Origin of the sequence: Spirillospora sp. CA-128828 (genome assembly GCF_050945415.1) — a bacterium.
Classification (GTDB): domain Bacteria; phylum Actinomycetota; class Actinomycetes; order Streptosporangiales; family Streptosporangiaceae; genus Spirillospora.
Genome location: NZ_CP191986.1, coordinates 99134 through 117389 on the forward strand (window position 1 = coordinate 99134; position 18256 = coordinate 117389).

At 70.3% G+C, this 18256-nt stretch carries 25 protein-coding genes; 13 read left to right on the plus strand and 12 right to left on the minus strand.

What is annotated here, in order from left to right; all coding sequences use genetic code 11:
- Positions 1–43 precede the first annotated feature (43 nt).
- The 3 genes from ACQPXG_RS00500 (at position 44) to ACQPXG_RS00510 (ending at position 2085) form a co-directional block, all read left to right on the plus strand.
- Positions 44–499, plus strand: a complete 456-nt coding sequence (locus tag ACQPXG_RS00500) for a MarR family winged helix-turn-helix transcriptional regulator (protein WP_433465579.1) — start codon at positions 44–46, stop codon at positions 497–499.
- A gap of 759 nt (positions 500–1258) precedes the next feature.
- Entirely contained in the window at positions 1259–1549 is a 291-nt protein-coding gene (locus tag ACQPXG_RS00505) for a hypothetical protein (protein ID WP_433465580.1), read from the plus strand.
- Positions 1546–2085, plus strand: coding sequence for a hypothetical protein (locus ACQPXG_RS00510; protein WP_433465581.1), 540 nt, complete (start codon positions 1546–1548; stop codon positions 2083–2085). The genes ACQPXG_RS00505 and ACQPXG_RS00510 overlap by 4 nt, the downstream gene beginning before the upstream one ends.
- Here ACQPXG_RS00510 and ACQPXG_RS00515 read toward each other — a convergent pair.
- Together ACQPXG_RS00515 and ACQPXG_RS00520 are read right to left on the minus strand one after the other, a co-directional pair.
- Complete coding sequence (locus ACQPXG_RS00515; protein WP_433465582.1) at positions 2072–3748, minus strand: hypothetical protein; 1677 nt, start codon at positions 3746–3748, stop codon at positions 2072–2074. The two genes, ACQPXG_RS00510 and ACQPXG_RS00515, sit on opposite strands and share 14 nt — an antisense overlap.
- A 77-nt stretch (positions 3749–3825) precedes the next feature.
- The gene (locus ACQPXG_RS00520; RefSeq protein WP_433465583.1) at positions 3826–4818 is read right to left on the minus strand and encodes an aldo/keto reductase; all 993 of its coding nucleotides are present in this window, start codon (positions 4816–4818) and stop codon (positions 3826–3828) included.
- Positions 4819–4937: 119 nt separating this feature from the next.
- Here ACQPXG_RS00520 and ACQPXG_RS00525 point away from each other — a divergent pair, with 119 nt between their 5' ends.
- Entirely contained in the window at positions 4938–5540 is a 603-nt protein-coding gene (locus ACQPXG_RS00525; protein WP_433465584.1) for a TetR/AcrR family transcriptional regulator, read from the plus strand.
- Positions 5541–5572: 32 nt separating this feature from the next.
- Here ACQPXG_RS00525 and ACQPXG_RS00530 read toward each other — a convergent pair whose 3' ends face one another.
- A complete protein-coding gene (locus ACQPXG_RS00530; protein ID WP_433465585.1) occupies positions 5573–6031 on the minus strand; it encodes a hypothetical protein in 459 nt (152 codons plus the stop codon).
- Between the two features lie 161 nt (positions 6032–6192).
- Between ACQPXG_RS00530 and ACQPXG_RS00535 the strand changes: the two genes are divergently transcribed.
- The gene (locus tag ACQPXG_RS00535) at positions 6193–6642 is read left to right on the plus strand and encodes a hypothetical protein (RefSeq protein ID WP_433465586.1); all 450 of its coding nucleotides are present in this window, start codon (positions 6193–6195) and stop codon (positions 6640–6642) included.
- A gap of 10 nt (positions 6643–6652) precedes the next feature.
- Here ACQPXG_RS00535 and ACQPXG_RS00540 read toward each other — a convergent pair whose 3' ends face one another.
- The 3 genes from ACQPXG_RS00540 to ACQPXG_RS00550 form a co-directional block, all read right to left on the minus strand.
- Positions 6653–7618, minus strand: coding sequence for an IS481 family transposase (locus ACQPXG_RS00540; RefSeq protein WP_433465587.1), 966 nt, complete (start codon positions 7616–7618; stop codon positions 6653–6655).
- Positions 7619–7728: 110 nt separating this feature from the next.
- Positions 7729–8601, minus strand: a complete 873-nt coding sequence (locus ACQPXG_RS00545; protein ID WP_433465588.1) for a phosphotriesterase family protein — start codon at positions 8599–8601, stop codon at positions 7729–7731.
- The gene (locus ACQPXG_RS00550; RefSeq protein WP_433465589.1) at positions 8598–8987 is read right to left on the minus strand and encodes a carboxymuconolactone decarboxylase family protein; all 390 of its coding nucleotides are present in this window, start codon (positions 8985–8987) and stop codon (positions 8598–8600) included. The genes ACQPXG_RS00545 and ACQPXG_RS00550 overlap by 4 nt, the downstream gene beginning before the upstream one ends.
- Before the next feature lie 74 nt (positions 8988–9061).
- On the opposite strand from ACQPXG_RS00550, the gene ACQPXG_RS00555 reads away from it, so the two are divergent.
- Entirely contained in the window at positions 9062–9637 is a 576-nt protein-coding gene (locus ACQPXG_RS00555; protein ID WP_433465590.1) for a CGNR zinc finger domain-containing protein, read from the plus strand.
- Here the strand turns inward: ACQPXG_RS00555 and ACQPXG_RS00560 are convergent.
- On the minus strand, positions 9557–10822 hold the full coding sequence (locus ACQPXG_RS00560) for an APC family permease (RefSeq protein ID WP_433465591.1): 1266 nt from the start codon (positions 10820–10822) through the stop codon (positions 9557–9559). The two genes, ACQPXG_RS00555 and ACQPXG_RS00560, sit on opposite strands and share 81 nt — an antisense overlap.
- 104 nt (positions 10823–10926) lie before the next feature.
- Between ACQPXG_RS00560 and ACQPXG_RS00565 the strand changes: the two genes are divergently transcribed.
- From ACQPXG_RS00565 to ACQPXG_RS00580, 4 genes are all read left to right on the plus strand, one after another.
- Positions 10927–11397, plus strand: a complete 471-nt coding sequence (locus ACQPXG_RS00565; protein ID WP_433465592.1) for an Lrp/AsnC family transcriptional regulator — start codon at positions 10927–10929, stop codon at positions 11395–11397.
- Between the two features lie 83 nt (positions 11398–11480).
- Positions 11481–12287 carry an SDR family NAD(P)-dependent oxidoreductase gene (locus ACQPXG_RS00570; protein WP_433465593.1) on the plus strand — a complete coding sequence of 269 codons (807 nt, stop codon included), beginning with the start codon at positions 11481–11483 and terminating at the stop codon, positions 12285–12287.
- Between the two features lie 74 nt (positions 12288–12361).
- Entirely contained in the window at positions 12362–12496 is a 135-nt protein-coding gene (locus ACQPXG_RS00575; RefSeq protein ID WP_433465594.1) for a hypothetical protein, read from the plus strand.
- On the plus strand, positions 12493–12609 hold the full coding sequence (locus ACQPXG_RS00580) for a hypothetical protein (RefSeq protein WP_433465595.1): 117 nt from the start codon (positions 12493–12495) through the stop codon (positions 12607–12609). Before ACQPXG_RS00575 ends, ACQPXG_RS00580 begins: the two co-directional genes overlap by 4 nt.
- An 83-nt stretch (positions 12610–12692) precedes the next feature.
- On the opposite strand, the gene ACQPXG_RS00585 is transcribed toward ACQPXG_RS00580, so the two are convergent.
- From ACQPXG_RS00585 to ACQPXG_RS00600, 4 genes are all read right to left on the minus strand, one after another.
- Positions 12693–14150: a DHA2 family efflux MFS transporter permease subunit gene (locus tag ACQPXG_RS00585; RefSeq protein ID WP_433465596.1), complete on the minus strand. Its 1458-nt coding sequence runs from the start codon at positions 14148–14150 to the stop codon at positions 12693–12695.
- Position 14151: 1 nt separating this feature from the next.
- Positions 14152–14724, minus strand: coding sequence for an NADPH-dependent FMN reductase (locus tag ACQPXG_RS00590; protein ID WP_433465597.1), 573 nt, complete (start codon positions 14722–14724; stop codon positions 14152–14154).
- Positions 14725–14815: 91 nt separating this feature from the next.
- Positions 14816–15622 carry an ATP-grasp domain-containing protein gene (locus tag ACQPXG_RS00595; protein WP_433465598.1) on the minus strand — a complete coding sequence of 269 codons (807 nt, stop codon included), beginning with the start codon at positions 15620–15622 and terminating at the stop codon, positions 14816–14818.
- A 9-nt stretch (positions 15623–15631) separates the two neighbouring features.
- On the minus strand, positions 15632–16036 hold the full coding sequence (locus ACQPXG_RS00600; protein ID WP_433465599.1) for an ATP-binding protein: 405 nt from the start codon (positions 16034–16036) through the stop codon (positions 15632–15634).
- A gap of 244 nt (positions 16037–16280) precedes the next feature.
- On the opposite strand from ACQPXG_RS00600, the gene ACQPXG_RS00605 reads away from it, so the two are divergent.
- Genes ACQPXG_RS00605 through ACQPXG_RS00615 form a run of 3 tightly spaced genes read left to right on the plus strand, consistent with a single transcriptional unit; the run spans position 16281 to position 17776 of the window.
- Complete coding sequence (locus ACQPXG_RS00605; protein WP_433465600.1) at positions 16281–17123, plus strand: helix-turn-helix domain-containing protein; 843 nt, start codon at positions 16281–16283, stop codon at positions 17121–17123.
- Entirely contained in the window at positions 17120–17332 is a 213-nt protein-coding gene (locus tag ACQPXG_RS00610; protein WP_433465601.1) for a DUF397 domain-containing protein, read from the plus strand. The genes ACQPXG_RS00605 and ACQPXG_RS00610 overlap by 4 nt, the downstream gene beginning before the upstream one ends.
- 3 nt (positions 17333–17335) lie before the next feature.
- Complete coding sequence (locus tag ACQPXG_RS00615) at positions 17336–17776, plus strand: hypothetical protein (protein WP_433465602.1); 441 nt, start codon at positions 17336–17338, stop codon at positions 17774–17776.
- Here the strand turns inward: ACQPXG_RS00615 and ACQPXG_RS00620 are convergent, their stop codons facing one another.
- On the minus strand, positions 17777–18214 hold the full coding sequence (locus ACQPXG_RS00620) for a nuclear transport factor 2 family protein (protein ID WP_433465603.1): 438 nt from the start codon (positions 18212–18214) through the stop codon (positions 17777–17779). It abuts the gene before it with no gap.
- Positions 18215–18256: the final 42 nt, after the last annotated feature.

The window sequence follows — 18256 nt, forward strand, 5'->3', positions numbered from 1 at the left end:
GGCCCGGACCAGAACGTTCTGGTTTGTCGTAGAAAGGACCAGCATGGAACAGCGTCGGCCGCTGGGCTACTGGTTGACGCTCCTCGACCAGCTCATCGAGGAGAACCTCAACCGGGTGCTCGCAGCGGAGGGGCTCCACCGTCGCCACTGGCAAACGATGAACCTGCTCGCCCCAGGGCCCGACTTCGACCGCGCGGGCCAGCGCGGTCCCGCCTCAAAGGAGGCGATCAAGGAGAGGCTTCAGCCCTTCTGGGCAGGGAGTTCGGTCGACGTGGACAGGGCGATCGAGGAACTGGAGCGCCGTGGCTGGATCACCGAGCGGGAGCCCTACGGTCTCACCCCAGCAGGCGAGAACGCGCACGCCGCCCTGGCGCAGAAAGTCGAATGGGCAGGGCACCAGATCAGGGATGGGGTGACCGCAGAGCGGTATGCCAACACCATCGAGGTGCTCCGTCACATGGTGCTGAACGCGGAGAAGATGCGGCGAACCGCGATCTGAATGCCGCCACCGCTTCCCGCTTCGGGGGCACCAAGCCGGTTGTGCCAGCCGATCGGTCGAACTGGGCCCCGGCGCGGCAGCGCGCTGGGGCTGTCCGACTTTCGCGCCCTGGTCGGCAACCTTGCCAGCACGTCCTGGGCGACATCGAACGCCACCATCCGGCACATCGGCACGTGCCTCGCGTGACTCACGCGAGGATCAAGCCCTGACCTGCCGAGAGCCGGTGCTCACCGGGGTGCGGACCCGCCTACTGTGCAGGTCGGGCCGTACGCCGGCGCCCTCTAACGCTCCCACGACGGAGGGTGGAAGATGATCTTGCATAGCGTGGAATCCGATGGAGCGGGGCCCTCGCGTTGCCGCTGGTCAAAGAGTTTCGTCGGTAGCCCACTCGGAGTTGGGAGTGGTGTGGTCGAAGCCTTGGGCTTCTTCCCCGCCACTCCTTCGTCGTGTTTGCCTGGGGGGCGACCCCCAGACCCCCGATGTGGGGGCTCCGCCCCCACGCCCCCTCCCGGTTTCGGTCGCTGACCACCTGGCCGTCGGTGCGTGGTCTTGCTTCTTTGGGGCTTCGCCCCTTGCCCCCGCCTGGGTCACAGTGGTCTGGCGAGAATGCTTTGCGTGATGCGTCCCGCTTGTGGGTGAACACCTCGCCGAGGGCATGGTTCTACTCTCCCTGGTTGGGGGCGCTGTGGCCAGTCCGTGCTTCTCACGGCGCGTAATGCGGTGTTTTGTCAGTCGTCGCAGGCGTACGCTCGCAGCACTGTGACCAAGGAGAAGAAGGAACGCCACCCCGATGATGACTTCGGGGGGATGAGCCGTGGTGAGGCGGCCTTCGTGTTGGTCGTTGCGGGCTTGATGCATCCTTGGCGAGGGCTCAAGGAACTGCTCAAGGAACTGCTCAAGGAGCTGCCCGCGCTATTCCGTCGGCTGGGCCGGGGGGCGCTCGGGTTCGCCATGATCCCTTTTGCGCTCCTGTGGTTGCGCCGGCGGGGCCGGCACCCCACCTTCGAGGAATACCTGCGTCGCTCCGATGAGGAAAGGGACCGCCCGTGACCTCGGTCGACGCGCTTGCGGAGCGGGTGGCCTCGCGCGCCATGCGGGGACGTGCGGCGGCGGTGGACCTCTCCGGAGACGAGTCCTGGGAGCTGGTGAATCGCCTCGACATCGTTCTCGACCTTGTTCTGGGCGACGCCCGTGGGTGTGCGGACGCGCGGTTGGTTCTGGGCTCCGCATGTACGACCGCCGCGAAGGCCGTCGAGCAGTTCGTCACGGCCCTGCAACTGCCCTATGAGGCGGCCCGAGGATGGGGGGACTTCCTCGAACACCTCGGTGAACGACCGGCCTCCGCGCGGACCTACCTGGTGGTCGCCGATGCCTGTGACCTGCTCAAACACGAGGACTACGACAGGTGGCGGGAACTCGTCCAGCAACTTTGCAGCGGTCCGTCCTGCATGGGCGGCGGGTGGTCCACGCTCGTCCTGGCCGACCACGAACTGATGTGGGAGGACTGGGTGTTCCGGTCGGCGGTGGATGCCGCTCCTCCGCGCGGCCTGGGCCCGGTCAGGATCGGCGGGGTCAGGCAGGGCTGAGCACCGTGCGGTCTCCGTCCTGTTCGTAGGCCACCACTTGGACGACGGGGAGGCGGGCGCCGTCGGTGCGTGGGCCCGGCACCACCAGCAGTGGGATGTCGCCCGGGTGTTCGGTCTTCGTCTCGTGGGAGCCCAGTTCGCCGACCGTCTTCAGCCGTGTGACGCCCGGGCCCGCCGCCGCCACCAGATGCCAGCGCTTGGGCGACCGCCACCAGACGGCGGCGGCCGTCGTTCCGGCGGACGAGGTGAAGTCGCTGTTCGTCCCGCCCCGCTCGGACAGCGCCCGCCCGCCGTCGGAGATCAGGATCGAGCTGCCCGGGGCGCCCCACGGCGAGGACGCGTCCACCGTCAGCAGCGTCGCCCGGTCGCCGCCGTCGGGCAGGTCGCCGCTCCACAGATGGCCCAGCCGCAGGTCGCCCGACTCGCTCAGCGTCGTCGCCGCCTCGCAGGCGACGGCGTGCAGCGCCGCCCAGCGGAACCGCTCCTGCCGGTCCGGCGGGTCGCGGAACCACACCCGCGGCGCCGAAGACCGCGGGTCGTTCGAGACGAGCTGCGTGACCGTCCGTGGCCACCCGCCGGCGGCCCGGAACGTCGTCTCGAACACCACGTAGTTCTGGCAGCGCGGTTTGAACCAGTTCCATGGCAGCGGATCGCTCAGCCCGTCCCGCACCGCCACCGGCACCCAGTCCGGAGAGCCTCCGGACGGCACCGCCGCCCGCACGTCGAGCAGCCATGGCGGGACGAGGTAGCGCCACGTCATGCCCAGCATGATGAGCTGCCCCCCGCTCGTTTCGAGCCTGCGGACCGACTCCACGCCGCGGGACATGTGCCGCTCGAAGTACTGCGCCACGCTGGGCGCGTCCCGCAGGCCGGGGGAGTCGCGCAACACGACGAGGGAGGCGCCGTCCACCGTCCCGGCGTACAGGACGATGACGCGGCCGTGCGGAGGGTCCTCGCTGTCGGCCCGCCAGGCCTCCGCCGCACGGCGGAGCAGCGCGGTGTCGTGCCGCAGCCCGCCCTGGGCGGGCCACTCGTTGATGGTCGGCGTGCCGGTCCGCTGCCACGCGCGCGGGTCGATCGTGCCGGGCGCGCCGGACCCCTCGTCCGGCCGGGCGATGACGAACCCGGCCACCGCCAGCAGCGCCGCCGCGAGGGCCGCCGCCACGGCGGCGCGCCAGGCGCGCGGGACGGCGGGCGGCGGGCGGAGCCGGACGAGGTCGGGCTCGAACGCCTCGATCTCGGCCCGCTGCGCGGCCTCGTCCAGCCCCGTCCGGTCGTCGACGGCGGCGGTGGCCTCGTCGACGTCCTGGAAGTCGGTCGGGAGGTGGACGCCCAGCTCGGCGGTGATCTCGGGTGTGGTGAGGCCGTCGTGGCGTAGCAGATAGGCCAGCCGCTGGTGGGGTGACAGTTCCAGCAGCGCGGCCCGGACCGGCCCCGGCGAGGTCCGCGCGGGCTCGTAGAAGAGGCGGTGAAGGCGAGGCCGTCCGGGCGGCGGGTCGGTGAGCAGGATCGCGATGAGCCGCGTCCGCCTGGCCGGGTACCCGCCTCGTCCTACCCGGGCGGTGACGCGGCGGGCGCGCATAAGAGGGGCGTCGCCGTCGTCCAGCACCAGGTACGCCAGCCGCAGAAGGCGGGCGTAGTGCTCGCGGTCCACCATTCGCACCGGGGCACCTCCCGCCTGCATTGTGCGCAGCGGTCGGTAACGGCCGGGTTGAGAAGGCGGTCAGCGCCCGGTGCCGGTCACCAGGCGTACGCCTCGGGGGCGGGCTTGGCGCCGTTCCGCGCGGGCGGGGGGAACAGCTCGTCCAGCCTGGCCAGCGTGCCTTCGTCGAGCGTGATCTGCAGTGCGCGGAGCGAGCCGTCGAGCTGCTCGACCGTCCGCGGCCCGATGATCGGCCCGGTCACCCCGTTCTGCGCGAGCAGCCACGCCAGGCCGACGTGCGCCGGGTCCTCGCCGAGGTCGGCGCACAGCTTCTCGTACGCCTCGACCGATTCCCGGTTTTCGGTGAGCGCGGTGGCCCAGAGCCCCGAGCCGCTGCGGGAGGCCGCGCCCTCCCGTTGCTTGCGCAGGACGCCGCTGAGGACTCCGCCGTGCAGCGGCGACCACGGGATCACGCCCAGTCCGTAGTGCCGCGCGGCGGGCAGCACCTCGAGCTCGGCCCAGCGCGACATCAGGTTGTAGATCGACTGCTCGCTGACCAGCCCGAGGAAGTGCCGGGACCGGGCCGCCTCCTGCGCCTGCGCGATGTGCCAGCCGGCGAAGTTGGACGAGCCGAAGTACAGCACCTTCCCCTGCTGGCGAAGGACGTTGAACGCCTCCCAGATCTCCTCCCATGGCGTGTCGCGGTCGATGTGGTGCATCTGGAACACGTCGATGTGGTCGGTCTGCAGGCGCTTCAGCGACGCGTCGCACGCGCGCCGGATGTTCAGCGCGGACAATCCGCTCTCGTTCGGCCAGTCGCCCATCGGAAGGTAGGCCTTGGTGGCGAGCACGGTCCTGTCGCGCCGGCCGCCGCCCTGGGCGAACCAGCGGCCGAGGATCTGCTCGGTGACGCCCTCGCCCTGCTTCTCGCCGTATACGTCGGCCGTGTCGAAGAAGTTGACGCCGTGCTCGTGCGCCCGGTCCATGATCGCGTGACTGTCGGCTTCGGACGTGCGCGACCCGAAGTTCATGGTGCCTAGGACGAGCCGGGACACCGACAGGCCGCTGCGGCCGAGGCGGGTGTACTCCATGGGGATCCGACCTTTCCGGGGGTCATTAGTCGCATCAAGTGGGACGCGATGAAGCTACAACTTGCAACAACGATGATGCAAGTCTGCAAGTAACCGTTACGCTGTCGTATGCTTTCCCCATGGAGACACAGCGGCGGCCGACATCCGCCGGCGGCCGGCCGCTGCGCGCCGACGCCGAGCGGACGATGACGGCGATCCTGGAAGCGGCCGAACGCACCCTCAGCCGTGATCCGGCGGCCACGATGGAGCAGATCGCCGAAGCCGCGGGCGTCGCACGGACCACCGTGCACCGGCGCTTCGCCACCCGCGAAGCCCTCATCGACGCTCTGGCGATGTGGGCCACCCAGCGGTTCGCCGCCGCGGTGGACGCCGGCCACCCGGAGACGGCCCCGCCGCTGGTCGCCCTCTATCAGACGACCGCGAACGTCCTCAGCGTCAAGACCAGCTGGGGGTTCGCGATGAGCCGGGCGACCTCGGCCAACCCGGAGGTGGCGCGCGTCCACGGCGATGTGCGGGACAAGTGTGAACGGTTGTTCCGCCGGGCTCAGGAATCAGGCGTCCTGCGCGCCGACGTCGACATCTCGTGGACTCGCCGCGTCTACTACGCCCTCATCCACGAGGCCGCGCAGAACAGCGACGAGAAGGACCCTGACGCCCTGGCGATGCTCGTCGTCGACACCCTGCTCCGCGGTGCGGGCACCCCGAATCCCGACCGCCTGTGAACCCGGTCGGCGCGTCGGTGACCTAGTGCTCTCTACCTCGGGTGGGTGGCGGCCAAGCGCACGCCCCAGCGGCAGGCGGCCAGGAAGGCGTCGCGGCCCGCCGGGAACGACCCGCCTTCTTCCAGGCCCTTCCGGTAGGACTTCTCACAGTAGTCCGACGGCATTCTCTTTCCCATGATGGCCCGCATGCTCGCGGCCGCCTGCGCCATCTTCGTGAACGTATAGCGCTCGCCATCCGGATCGATCATCACGATCTGCTTGCTCCGGGGGAGGTCGGAACCGGTGGGGTCGCCCTCGGGGGTCGCGGGAGCGCTCGTGGTCGGCGCGGTGGTGGGCGGCGTCGGTGCGGTGGTGGCCGCGGAGGGCGTGCTCACCGTCGGCGGCGCGGACGGCGGCCGGTCCGCCGTCTTCTTGTCGTCGCCGTTGCACGCGGCGGCGCCCACGAGGAGAAGGCCGCCGAGAGCGAGGCGGATCGCGATCGTCTTGGACACGGGAGCTCCCGGGGGGCAAGGAGTGAAAACGGACGGACACTAACAGAACACGTGTTTCTGTAGACGCCCCTGAACAAGGGGAGGTTCGCGCCTTCAGCAGGGCTTTCGGGTCTGCGGTCGGGCCGGCGTTGAAGGGCCGCCGGTTCGGGTAGCGGGAGGCCATGGACAGACTGACGCGCGGACTGGCCGCCGGGGCCGCCGGGACCACCGCTCTCAACATGGTGACCTACATGGACATGGTGGTGCGCGGCCGTCCACCCAGCAGCACCCCGGAACGGAGTGTTGAGCGGCTGGCCGGCGTCGTCGGCGTCGACCTGGGAGAAGGTGAGCAGGCCGAGAACCGGAAGTCTGGGCTCGGGCCGTTGCTCGGCTTCGGGACGGGGCTCGGTGCGGGCCTGCTGTACGGGCTGCTGGCCGGGCGCCGGCGGGTTCCGCGACCGGTCGGGGCCGTCGTGCTGATGGGGCTCGCGATGCTCGGCTCCAGTGCTCCGATGGCCGTGCTGGGGCTGACCGATCCCCGCCAGTGGACGGCCTCGGAGTGGGCCGCCGATGTCGTGCCCCACCTGGCCTATGGCGCGGTGGCCGTCGGCGTGTACGACGCCCTGCGCTAGGTGTACTTGGTCATGATCTTGGTGTCAGTCGTGTGATGGGTGGGTGGCCGCCCAGGGCCGAGTGGGGGCGTTGGGTGTTGTAGTGCTCGAGCCAGGATTCGAGGGCTTGGGTGCGCTGGTCGTTGCTGGTGTAGGGCTGGCGGTAGGCCCATTCGGTGGTCAGGGTGCGGTTGAGGCGTTCGGCTTTGCCGTTGGTCCACGGGCAGCGCGGGCGGGTGAATTTCTGGCGGGCGCCCAGGTCGGTGCAGGCCTGCTGGAAGGCGTGGCTGGTCCGGTAGTTCTTGGCGTTGTCGGTCATGACCCGGTGGATGCGGGTGATGCCGTGGGCGGCGAAGAACGCCGCGGCGCGGGTGAGGAACGCCGCGCAGGTGGTGCCCTTCTCGTCAGGCAGGACCTCGGCGTAGGCCAGCCGTGTGTGGTCGTCGATGGCGGTGTGGACGTGGTCGTAGCCGATGCCGCGGCCGCGGACGGGTTCGCTGCGGCCGTGGACGCGCCATCCGCCGCCGTCGGGGATCCGGCCGAGTTTCTTGACGTCGATGTGGATCATGTCGCCGGGTGCCGGGTGCTCGTAACGCCGGTCGCTGTTGCGGGACGCCCGGATCTGCTGGCCGGTCAGCGGGTCGCAGGCCGCCAGCACCGGAACGCCGTGGCGGCGCAGGATGCGGGTGACGGTGCGGGCCGGCACCCCGGTCGCGGCGGCGATGTGGTCGGGGCCGGCACGAAGGCGTTCGCGGGCGGCCAGCACCCGCTCCTCCACCACGGCCGGGGTCCGCGACGGGCACGAGCGGGGACCGCTGCGGCGGTCGGCCAGCCCGTCCCAGCCCTGGCCGCGGAACCGTCCCACCCACCGGTGCGCGCACTGCCGCGAGATCCCCAGCTCGGACGCCACATGCGCGACCGGGCGGCCATCGAAGACGACGCGGCGAACCAGCAGGCATCTGCCATGAAACGTCAGCCGCGCGTTAGCGTGACCCATCAAGACCTCCGGGCGTCGGTGAAGTCGGTGAAACTCCACTACGCCCGGAGGTCTTCTTGCTGATCAAACACCTACCGGTCAGGTGTCACCAAGATCATGACCAAGTACAGCTAGGACCAGGGCGCGGCGAACGCTCTGGCCGGGTTGGTGATGAAGATGGCCGTCGCCGCTTCTGGGCCGAGTTGCCGTTCGACGCGAGGGCGCAGGGCACGGAGTACATGGGGGACGCCCAGTTCTGCGCGCGCGCCGGCCGTGGTGGTGTCACCGCCGAGCAGGAGGCGGTCGGTGTAGCCGGCGTCCAAGAGTTCGGTGAGGGACTCGAACAGATGCCAGTCCGTGGCGTGGTGGGCGCGGGAGGGGCCGTCGAACGCCAGGTACGCGCCGGATTCGGCGGCGCGGCGGTGGATCCACGGGTCGGGTGAGCGGTTGAGGTGGCCGAGGATCACCCGGGACGGCGGGACGCCGAGGGCACCGCAGAGCAGGTCGAGGACGTCGAGGGCCGACGTGCCCTGTTCCAGGTGGACGCCGATGGGGGCGCCCGTCGCGTTGGACGCCTCGGCCGCCGCGGTCATGACGCGCCGGGCGTGGTCGTCCAGGCCGTGGAACGCGGTCGCGACCTTGATCATGCCTGCGCGTGAGTGGGTCAGTTCGTCCATGAACAGTTCGTCCGGCCGGATGCCGTCCAGCAGGGCAGGGTCGTAGTGGACGGACTGGTGCAGGCCGGTGGCGGCGATGACGTGGACGCCCGTCGCGCGTGAGATGTCCGCGAGGTCGTTCAGGCGGCGGCCCATCCCGTGCGGCGTCCACTGGGCGAGCGCCCGTCCGCCCAGGTGGGCGAACGCGCGGAGCTGCGCGGCCGCCGCCGCGGGGTCGTCCAGTTCCTCGCCGGGCAGCCGAGGCGAGCGCAGGAAGAGATGGTCGTGCGCGTCGCAGACTCCGAGCTGGCCGGGATCGATGTCGCCCAGGACCGTCCTGATCTTCACAGCGCCGCCGCCGCGACGCGCAGGCCGGCAAGGGCCTTGGGGACGCCGGTGTAGGGGGCGAGGTGGACGAACGCCTCGACGATCTCCTCGCGGGTCATGCCGAGCCGGAGGCAGGTCTTCACGTGCCCGGTGAGCTGCGGCTCCACGCCGCCCATCGCGGTGAGGGCGGCCAGGTTGAGCAACTGCCGGTCGCGCAGGGAAAGGCCCTCGCGCTGGTAGGTCCCGCCGAACAGGCTCGTGACGATCCAGTCGGCGAAGCCCGGCGCGAGGTCTTCGAGGCCGGGCAGCGCGGCGTTCTGCGTTGCCTCGTCCTGCAGGACGTCCAGCAGGCGGTAGCCCTCGTCGCGGTCGAGAGGGGTCTGGGTGAAGTGTTCCGCCGACGACATGATGCTCCTCTGTAACGGCTGAGTCGTTACGACGACCGTAGCATTGGTAACGGGTCGAGCGTTACAGTGGGCGCATGGTGAAGGACGATCCCCCGGCTTTCCGGCTCGACTGCGGCGCGACGTGGCTGAACCTGCTGGCCACGCGCGGCCGTGCCTTCGGCGCGCGGCCGGCCGAGCGGCTGCCCGGCCCCGGACGGTTCGCCGAATGGCTGGATCTCTGCGAACTGGCGCCCGTCCGGCCTCCGGACCAGGACGATCTGGACAGGGCCCGCCTCCTGCGCGAGACCCTCCGCCCCATCGCCCTGGCGGCCGTGGACGGCCGGCCGCCGGATGACGAGGATGTGCGAGGTCTCGTCGGCTTCCTCGGCGAGGACGACGCGGTCGATCTCTCGGTGGACGGCCGGCTCGTCCGGTCCGCGCCACCGGACGCCGGGGTCGCGCTCGCGCGCATCGCGCGGCAGGCCGTCGATCACCTCACGGGACCGCAGCGGAACGACCTGAAGGTCTGTCCCGAGGACGACTGCCGTGGTGTGTTCGTCGATCCCGTCGGCCGTCGTCGCTGGTGCCCGTCACCCGCCTGCGCCAGCCGGGGCCGGGTGCGGGCTCTGCGCGCGCGCCGGGCGGCCGAGGCGAAGACCCAGGACGGCTAGGGCGAGCACGGCCGGCACGGCGAGATAGAACCCGCATGACAGCAGGACCACGGCGGTGAAGAGCGTCCCGACGCGCGCGAGGGTTCGTGAGCGGCCGGTGAGAAGGCGCGTCGCGGACGCTGTGCCGATGAGGGTGACGGCGGCCAGGCATGCGGCGGTCGTGCGCATGAGCGGATCCAGGCCCAGGCCGGTGGCCAGGACGACGGCGGTCAGGACGCCGGTCGCGCACGCCAGCAGCGCCAGACTCCGGCGTCCGCGGGCCAGCGCCGCGGGGAGGGAACCGTCACGCGCCAGAGCCGTTCCGAGGCGGGCGCCGCCGGCGATGTAGGTGTTCATGGCGACGAAGCTGAGGACGAGCGCGGCCCCCGCGGTCACCGGACGCGCCGCCCCCGCGCCGATCCCCTCATCGAGCAGCAGGGCGAGCGGAACGGGCGAGGACGCGGCGCGCTCCCCGAGGACACCCGTGACCGCGACCGCGAGGCCGAGGTAGAGCGCCCCGACGACGAGCAGGGTGAGGACGGTCGCGCGGGGCAGCAGCCGGCGGGGGTCGGCGAAGTCCGCGGAGAGGTGACTGGCGGCCTCCCAGCCCGCGAAGGCGAAGAACAGGACGCCTGCGGCGTGGGCGACGCCGAGGGGACCGTGCGGGGCGAACGGGGTGAAGTTCGCGGTGTGCAGGTGCGGGGCGGCCGCGACGATCCCGATGATCAGCAGAGCCGCGAGGATGGCCACGAGGACGAGCTGGATGCGTCCGGAGACGCGCAGCCCGCCATGGTTGGCGGCGAACGCGGCCAGCAGCAGCGCGCAGGTCACGGCGCCGGTGCCGACGCGTCCGAGGCCTGCGGCGGAGGCCACATAGTCCCCGCCGATCATGGCGCCCGCCAGGACGCCGACCGGTACGACGGCGTAGAAGCAGTACCCGGCGATCACTGCGGGCCGGGGCCCGAACGCGCGGGCCGCGAACGTCGCCACGCCGCCCGCGTCGGGGTGCCGGGCGCCGAGCGCGGCGAACGTCAGCGCGACCGGCACGCTCAGCGCCAGCAGCGCCGCCCACGCCACGATGGAGGACGGCCCCGCCGCCGCGGCGGCGAGGTGGGGCAGGGCCAGGACGCCGGGTCCGAGGACGGCCCCGACGAAGAGCGCCGTGCCCTGGCCCAGCCCGAGACGATGACCGGTCGTGTTCGCCATGACTCCCCCGATTGCGTGGCTGTACGGCCTGAAATTAGCCATTCGAGCGACTCATTCGGCTTTCAGGTGAACATTCGTTCGGAATCGGCGACCATAATCGGCTGATGGACGAACTTGATTCGGAGATCGTGCGTCTTCTCCAGGCGGATGCCCGGCAGTCCAACCGCGAGCTCGCGCGGACGCTCGGGATCGCGCCGTCGACCTGCCTCGAACGGGTGCGGGCGCTGACGCGGCGGGGCGTGATCCGCGGGTACCACGCGGAGATCAGCCCGGCGGCACTGAACCGGGGCGTGCAGGCGCTGGTGTCGCTGCAGGTCCGCCCGCTCAGCCGGACGGTGATCAACACCTTCAAGGACTACGTGTCGGGGATGGCCGAGGTCATCAGTGTGTTCGTGGTGGCGGGCGGCGACGACCTCGTCCTGCACGTGGGCGTCCAGGACCTCGATCGCCTGCACGCGTTCCTGCTCGACGGGCTGAGCAAGCGCAAGGAGATCGCCGGGTTCCGGACCTCGGTGATCTTCCAGCACGTGCACAACACCGTCCTCAGCCGACTGGACGATCCCGAGCCGTCCTGAAGCGCAACCGGTGGGGGCGGGGCGGGGTTCATGAGGTGCGGCGCGTCCGGTGTGGGCGCGCCCGCCTTACGAGAGGGGAACCCATGGACATGGGGCTGACCGGACGCGTCGCGGTCGTCACCGGGGCGTCGAAGGGCATCGGGCTCGCGGTCGTGCGGACGCTGCTGGACGAGGGCGCGCGCGTGGTCGCGGTGTCGCGCAAGCCGGGCGCGGAACTGGACGCGCTCGCCGGGCCGAACCTGGTGCACGTGCCGGCCGACCTGATGGACCCGGACGCCCCCGCGCGGGCCGTCGAGCAGGCGGTGGAGGCCTTCGGCCGGCTGGACGTCCTGGTCAACAATGCGGGCGGGCCACCGCCGGGCGCCGTCATGCCGCGGTTCGGCTTCATGACGCTTGCGGACGACGACTGGCGCGACGTGTTCGAGTTCAACGTGGTCGCCGTCGTCCGGGCGGTGCGGGCGGCGATCCCGCATCTGCTGAAGAGCGACGCGGCGTCGGTCGTGAACGTCTCGTCGGTCAATGCCCGCCGCCCCGGCCCGATGAACTTCGACTACAACGCGGCGAAGGCGGCGCTGACCAACCTGACGAAGGGCCTGTCGGAGGAGTACGCGCCGCAGGGCGTCCGGGTCAACACGGTCTCGCCCGGCCCGGTCCGGACCCCGTGGTGGACGGACGAGGGCGGTGCCGCCGACATCATCGCCGGCGCCACCGGGTCCGACCGCGACGCGGTGCTGGACGGTGGCGCGGCGGAGATGATGAGCCTCACCACCGGCCGCCTCTCCGAGCCGCAGGAGGTCGCGGACGTGGTCGTGCTGCTCGCGTCACCGCGGTCCGCGAGCACGACGGGCGCCGACTTCGCGGTCGACTCCGGCTTCCTCAAGGAGGTCTGAGCCATAAGCATCGCTGCTGAGTTGTAGAAGATCCATCTCTTGGACTTCTGGCCGTTCGCTGGCCAGGATGGGGAGTGAACAGCCAGAACGTCCAAGAGGGGGTCGCCATGCCGGACACGGTCCAGGGGCCGGTCTACAGGCCCGGCGATGAGGGTTACGACGACGAGCGGACGGGTTCCAGACGGCCGGTCCGCACCGCCCCAGCGTGATCGTCGGTGCGGTGGACGCGGACGACGTGCGGGCCGCCGTCCGGTATGCGGCCGAGCACGGGCTGCCCGTGGCCGTGCAGAACACCGGCCACGGGCTGCCGCCCTCCGGCTGAGGACGCGAGACCCCGCGGGCCGGCCGGCGACCCCCGGGCTCTCCCGCACGCGCCCCCGGCCTCCGGGCCGGGGGACGCCTGCGTCATGTCGTGGGACGGCGCGGCAGCAGCAATGCAGGGATCAACGCCAGGGCCAGCAGTCCGATCGCGAACATGTAGGTGTCCTGGAACGCGTCCGCCAGGGGCCCGGCGATCTCCTCCGTCCCCAGCCTGTGGACGGCCTGGAGCGCGCCGCCCTCGCCGTCCGGCACCAGGTCGCTCATCAGCGTGGACAGCACGACCGACGTCACCGCCATCCCGATCGCACCGGACATCGTGTTGATCAGGTTGACGGTCGCGCTCGCCGCCGGGACACGGTCGTGCGGCAGGCCGCGGGTCGCCGCCGTCATCGCCGGCATCATCGTCGCGCCGCCGCCAGCGCCCATCAGCAGCATCGTCGCGCACAGCCCCCAGTACGAGGCGTCCGCGCTGAGCTGGACGGTGAACAACACGAACCCAGTGAGGGCGGTCACGATCGACACCGGGACGAGCCGCCCGGGCGGCACCCGGTCGATGATCCGGCCCGCGACCTGCATCGCCGTCCCCGAGCCGAGCGCGAACGGAATGCCGAGCACCCCGGCCATCGTCGCGCTCTCGCCCCGCACGACCTGCAGATACAGCGGGAGGAGCAGCATCGTCCCGAAATAGCCGGACGCGAACAGGGTCAGCGTGCCGGTGGCGGCGGCGAACGTCCGGTCGCGGAACGGGCGCAGGTCGATCAGCGGGTGCCGGGCCGTCAGCGCCCGGACGACGAACGCGGCGATCAGCCCGCCGCCCGCGAGCAGCGGCACCAGGACGCCCGCCGAGCCGAAGCCGCCGCGGTCGCCGCCGGTCGTCACGCCGTAGAGCAGCGCGGCGATGCCGGGCGAGAGCGTCAGCAAGCCCGGGAGGTCCAGCGGCTTCGGCTCGGCCCGGACGTCGCGGGGGAACAGCCGGGAGGCGAGCACCACCACCGCGATCGCGACGGGCGGGTTCACGAAGAACATCCACCGCCACGACACCTCGTCGATCAGCCAGCCGCCGAGGACCGGGCCCGCGAGCGGGCCGACGAGGATCGCGAGGCCGAGCGTGCTCATCAGCCGTCCGAGCCCGTCGGGCCCGGCGGCGCGCAGCAGGATCGTCATGCCGACGGGCATCACCAGCCCGCCGCTGAAACCCTGCACGACCCGGAAGACGATCAGCGACTCGATGTTCCACGCCAGCCCGGCGAGCACCGACCCGGCGGCGAACGCCACGATCGCGCCGAGGTACAGCCGGCGGGCGCCGAACCGCCCGACCGCCCACGCGCTGGACGGGATCACCGCGCCGAGCGCCAGCGAGTACCCCGTCACCACCCACTGGATCGTGCCGAGCGGCGCGTGGAAGTCCTGCGACAGCCGGTTGACGGCGACGGTGACGACGGTCGTGTCCAGCGTGATCATGATCGACCCGAGGACGAGCACGAGCACGATCGCCATCGGCCTCGTTCCGACCTGCGGCGGGGCCTCCGCTGTCACCGTCATCTCAGGCCCCGTACGGACGGACGGTCCGCGCGTCGCGCAGCGCGTGCCCCCACCAGGTGAGCTGGTCGAGCATCCCCTTGGCCGCCGCCGCGGCGCCCTCGGGATCGCTCGGCCGGCCGTCCTTGCCGAACCAGTTCCACGGGTGGTGGAAGCTCACGGTGTCGCGCATGGTGACCGCGTGCAGCTCGGCGAAGACGCCCCGCAGATGCTCGACCGACCGCAGCCCGCCCGCGAGCCCGCCGTACGACACGAACGCGACCGGCTTCGCGCGCCACTCGTAGAAGTGCGTGTCGATCAGGTTCTTCAGCGTGCCGGGGAAGCTGTGGTTGTACTCGCAGGTCACCACGGTGTAGGCGTCCGCCTGGCCGAGCTTCTCGCTGACGCCCGCGAACCTCTCGGACGTCTCAGCGCCCAGCGCCGCCGGCGGCGGCTCCTCCGCCACGTCGACCACGTCCACGACCAGGTCGTCCCGCTGCCGGGCCTGCTCGGCGAACCAGGTCGCCACGGTCGGCCCGAACCGTCCCTCCCGCGTGCTCCCGATGATGATCGCCATGCGGAGCGGTGCCTCGGTCATCGGTCTCTCCTCGTTAGATCGCAGCTCGTTGACGTGGTCGAAGCTACGGAGACCGAGGAGGCCCGCTCATCAGTCAGATGACTGGGGTGCCCTACCTGTCCATGTCGACGGCGACCTCCTCGACGACCCAGTCACGGTCGTCCGGCGCAATGTGCCTGCGGTCGAGGCACGACCGGTCCAGCACGCGGAGGACCTGTTCGGGGTCGCATCCGTAGAGGCCCGCACCCCAGGCGGCGTTGGCTTCCACGACTGCCCAGCCCCGATCGTGGATGCGTCCCACATCAAGAACGGTTCCCGGTGGGACGGGCACCTCTTTGAGGACGTGCGCGGCGTACTCCCGTGCCTCGTGGACGTCTTGCTCTGGGGCGTGCCAATGGCCGTCTTCGGTAAGGGCGAGTTCGCTGTCCAGCAGGTAGGGGGACATGGTCACGACCTGGCCTTCCAGGACGTGGCAGCGGAATTCAACGTCCCACAGGACGGGTTCGCTGACGAACACCGGAGTTTCGTCGGGCAGGACGTCCTCGCCAGGAAGTTCGTCTGGCGAGTGGTGCACCTTGCCCTCGAACGCCTTGCGCCCATCTGCGGGCTTCACGAACGCGGGCTCAGAAAGGCTCTGCCGTACCTCGCCGAGCGTCGACACGTCGATACTCCTGCGCCGATGCCGTTCAGGAAGCCCCGGCAACCAGCCGGACGGCACATCGAGAAGTGCGACACCGACCTGTGAAGCGATGACCTCCACGAACGTGGGCTCCCCGTAAAGGGCCACGTCCTGCCCCCGCATGTGCGCGGGTGCCCGCCACCCGCCGAGCCGCTCGGTCTTCCACCCGAGCCGTCCTGCCGCAGCCCGCAGCACCTTCGAGTCGGACGTGTAGCGCGGCGAAAGCACGAGAAGCGGCATCGGCCAAGACTAAACGGCGGGCAAGCCACTTACCGCATGAAATTCCGCCCACACGGCGGAGCCGTTCAACGCGGGGTGCGAGCCCCAGCTCTTGGAAAGGGCATCGACGAGAAGCAGGCCGCGACCATCCTCCGCGCAGAGATCGGTGCGCACGCGGGGCTGCTCCCGGGCGCCGCCCTGGTCAAGGACGGTCACGCGCAGGACGTCGTCGCGGGCGCTCACCACGACGGTGACCTGACCGCCCGTGCCGGTCGCGGTGTGCTCGACGGCGTTGGCCACCAGCTCGTCCACGCAGAGCACGATGTCGGCCATGGCCTCGGCTTCCACCTGCGGCGCGATCCCGCGCACGAAGGCCCGAGCCGCCTGCGCGGACCTCGCCACCCCGGGCATCGTGATCGTCCCGAGCAACTGCATGTCATCTGCCCCGGCCTCACACCGCGTCATTGCCTCACTCCCTCCGGTAACCGACGCCCGCAAGCATGAAACGCCAGGTGAGCCCCCACAACCGTCTCCCCTGAGAGAGGGAGACGAGCATTCCGGGATTCAGAGAAAGCGGGATTTCCCCCTTCCGCCAAGATAGGTGACAGATCGTTGCGACGACATCACACTCGGTGTTATGGCGAGACGACCCCCGACCGTTCGCCGACGGCGACTCGGTGTGCAGCTACGCAAGATCCGTGAAGAACGCGGCCTGACCCTGGAAGAGGCGGCGGCTCTCGTGATGATGTCCAAGAGTGCCCTAAGCAGGATGGAGAACGCCCAGGTCGTAGCCCGGGCCCACGAGGTCGACTACATCCTCATGTCCTACGGCTACGAGGAGGGCGACGACCTGAGATCCGCCCTCGTCGGCCTGGCCACCGGCGGCCGCTCCCGCGACTGGATCAGACGCCACAAACAGCTGGAGATCGGTGCGAACTACAGCGAGTACGTTCTCCTGGAGCAGGATGGATCCGAGCTCTTCACGTACCACGGCGACCTCATCCATGGACTCCTCCAGACCCCGGAGTACGCCCGCGCCGTGATGACCTCCGTCCCGAGCAACGCCGGGCGTGACATCAACCATGCGGTCGCCTACAGAATGGCCCGCCAGGACGCGATCAACGGGCCCTGCCCCCTGACTCTCAAGGCCGTGATCGGTGAAGCCGCGGTGTGTCAGCAGATGGGTGGGCGAGAGATCATGAGCGCCCAATTGACGCACCTGCTTGAGCAGATGGAACGTCCGAACATCGAGCTCCAGATCTTGCCATTCACCGCCACCCGTAACCCCGGCGTTGACGGGTCGTTCGGAATCCTGGACGTTGAGCCTGGAGACTTTGCCATCGTGATCATCGATGGGCTACGGCGAAGCATCTTCTTGGAGGAGGACGAAGAGGTAGCACCTTACAGAGACATCCAGGCGGAGTTGTGCCGGATCGCTCTATCCCAAGACGAGACCCGTGAGCGGATTGAACAGGCCATACGGGATCTCCAGACCGACGTGATCGAGGAGAACACCAAGTGATCCATTGGCGCAAGAGCAGCCACAGTAGCGCCGAGCCGCAGACGTGCGTTGAGTGCGCACTGTTGCCTGCCGGACGCGATGGCATGGTCGGGGTTCGTGACTCGACCGACCCAGATGGGCCGCGCCTCGTGCTGAGTCTGGAGGCGTGGGGTGTGTTGCTCACCCGGCTCAAGGACGAGACACCCGGGCGACGCCGTATCTCGTGCTAAGGCATGTACCGTCCGAGCGCGTGGTTCAGGCGTACCGAGGCCGAGCGGCAGGATCAACTGCTCTCGTGGAACCGGGATGACGTGGCGTTTTTCGCCGCTGGAGCTTGCCACATCCTCGCGTACGCGTTCATGAGGACCTATCCGGATGCCGGGTTCCAGCTCGTCGGGCTCTGGCCACGCGAGGCGAGGGACCCCGGCCACGTCTACGTCACGGATGGCACCTGGGCCTTCGACCACGACGGGTGGACCCTGCAGTCCGAACTCCTGAGGGTCACACGCGCCGCCGAACCGCTGAGCGACCTCCGGCCGCGTCCGATCCACACGGATCTCGACACGTTTTGCGTGCGCCACCACCACCGCCCCCTGCGGCTGTTCGCATTCGACCCATGGGAGCGGGCTCTGCGGTACATCGCCCAGTTTCCCGCCCCAGGCCGCCGTTGCTGATCAGTGCGTGAAGGCTTGGGCAACGGCGAGGCTGTCTTCGTAGACGTGGTGGCGGGTGATGAGGCCGCTCTCGACCGTGAGGTGCAGGGCGAACCGGGCGCGATAAGCGCGTCCGGTGGACCGGGCCGTCTGCCGGATTTCCCCCAGCACCACCGCGTCATCACCGTTCACCAGAATGCGCTCCACCTGAGTGTCGGCCTTCTCAGGAACGTGATGCTCGGCGATTTCCCGGAAGTGGGCAGCGGCATCAGCACGGCTCGACCGGTGCCGGATCCAGGGTGTTACGGCACGGCCGTGCTCGGTTTGAGGCCAGTCCAGCTTCCAGTCGCTGTGCTTGGCGTACATCGCAGCAATCTGTTCCGGGTCGCCTTCACCGATCCGGCGCAGCAACTCCTCCACCACTGCTCGCGTGCTGGTGGGCGTGGCAATAGCGGACATGGCCGGCCTCCTAAGATCCACAACCGGGTCGGACGAGCCAAC

Bases quoted from the DNA above. Each gene is read 5' to 3' on its own strand.
- ACQPXG_RS00500 (WP_433465579.1), top strand. From the start codon at position 44: ATGGAACAGCGTCGGCCGCTGGGCTACTGGTTGACGCTCCTCGACCAG.
- ACQPXG_RS00520 (WP_433465583.1), bottom strand. From the start codon at position 4,818: ATGGAGTACACCCGCCTCGGCCGCAGCGGCCTGTCGGTGTCCCGGCTC.
- ACQPXG_RS00525 (WP_433465584.1), top strand. From the start codon at position 4,938: ATGGAGACACAGCGGCGGCCGACATCCGCCGGCGGCCGGCCGCTGCGC.
- ACQPXG_RS00535 (WP_433465586.1), top strand. From the start codon at position 6,193: ATGGACAGACTGACGCGCGGACTGGCCGCCGGGGCCGCCGGGACCACC.
- ACQPXG_RS00540 (WP_433465587.1), bottom strand. From the start codon at position 7,618: ATGGGTCACGCTAACGCGCGGCTGACGTTTCATGGCAGATGCCTGCTG.
- ACQPXG_RS00550 (WP_433465589.1), bottom strand. From the start codon at position 8,987: ATGTCGTCGGCGGAACACTTCACCCAGACCCCTCTCGACCGCGACGAG.
- ACQPXG_RS00555 (WP_433465590.1), top strand. From the start codon at position 9,062: ATGGTGAAGGACGATCCCCCGGCTTTCCGGCTCGACTGCGGCGCGACG.
- ACQPXG_RS00560 (WP_433465591.1), bottom strand. From the start codon at position 10,822: ATGGCGAACACGACCGGTCATCGTCTCGGGCTGGGCCAGGGCACGGCG.
- ACQPXG_RS00565 (WP_433465592.1), top strand. From the start codon at position 10,927: ATGGACGAACTTGATTCGGAGATCGTGCGTCTTCTCCAGGCGGATGCC.
- ACQPXG_RS00570 (WP_433465593.1), top strand. From the start codon at position 11,481: ATGGACATGGGGCTGACCGGACGCGTCGCGGTCGTCACCGGGGCGTCG.
- ACQPXG_RS00585 (WP_433465596.1), bottom strand. From the start codon at position 14,150: ATGACGGTGACAGCGGAGGCCCCGCCGCAGGTCGGAACGAGGCCGATG.
- ACQPXG_RS00590 (WP_433465597.1), bottom strand. From the start codon at position 14,724: ATGACCGAGGCACCGCTCCGCATGGCGATCATCATCGGGAGCACGCGG.
- ACQPXG_RS00595 (WP_433465598.1), bottom strand. From the start codon at position 15,622: ATGCCGCTTCTCGTGCTTTCGCCGCGCTACACGTCCGACTCGAAGGTG.
- ACQPXG_RS00600 (WP_433465599.1), bottom strand. From the start codon at position 16,036: ATGCAGTTGCTCGGGACGATCACGATGCCCGGGGTGGCGAGGTCCGCG.
- ACQPXG_RS00615 (WP_433465602.1), top strand. From the start codon at position 17,336: ATGTACCGTCCGAGCGCGTGGTTCAGGCGTACCGAGGCCGAGCGGCAG.
- ACQPXG_RS00620 (WP_433465603.1), bottom strand. From the start codon at position 18,214: ATGTCCGCTATTGCCACGCCCACCAGCACGCGAGCAGTGGTGGAGGAG.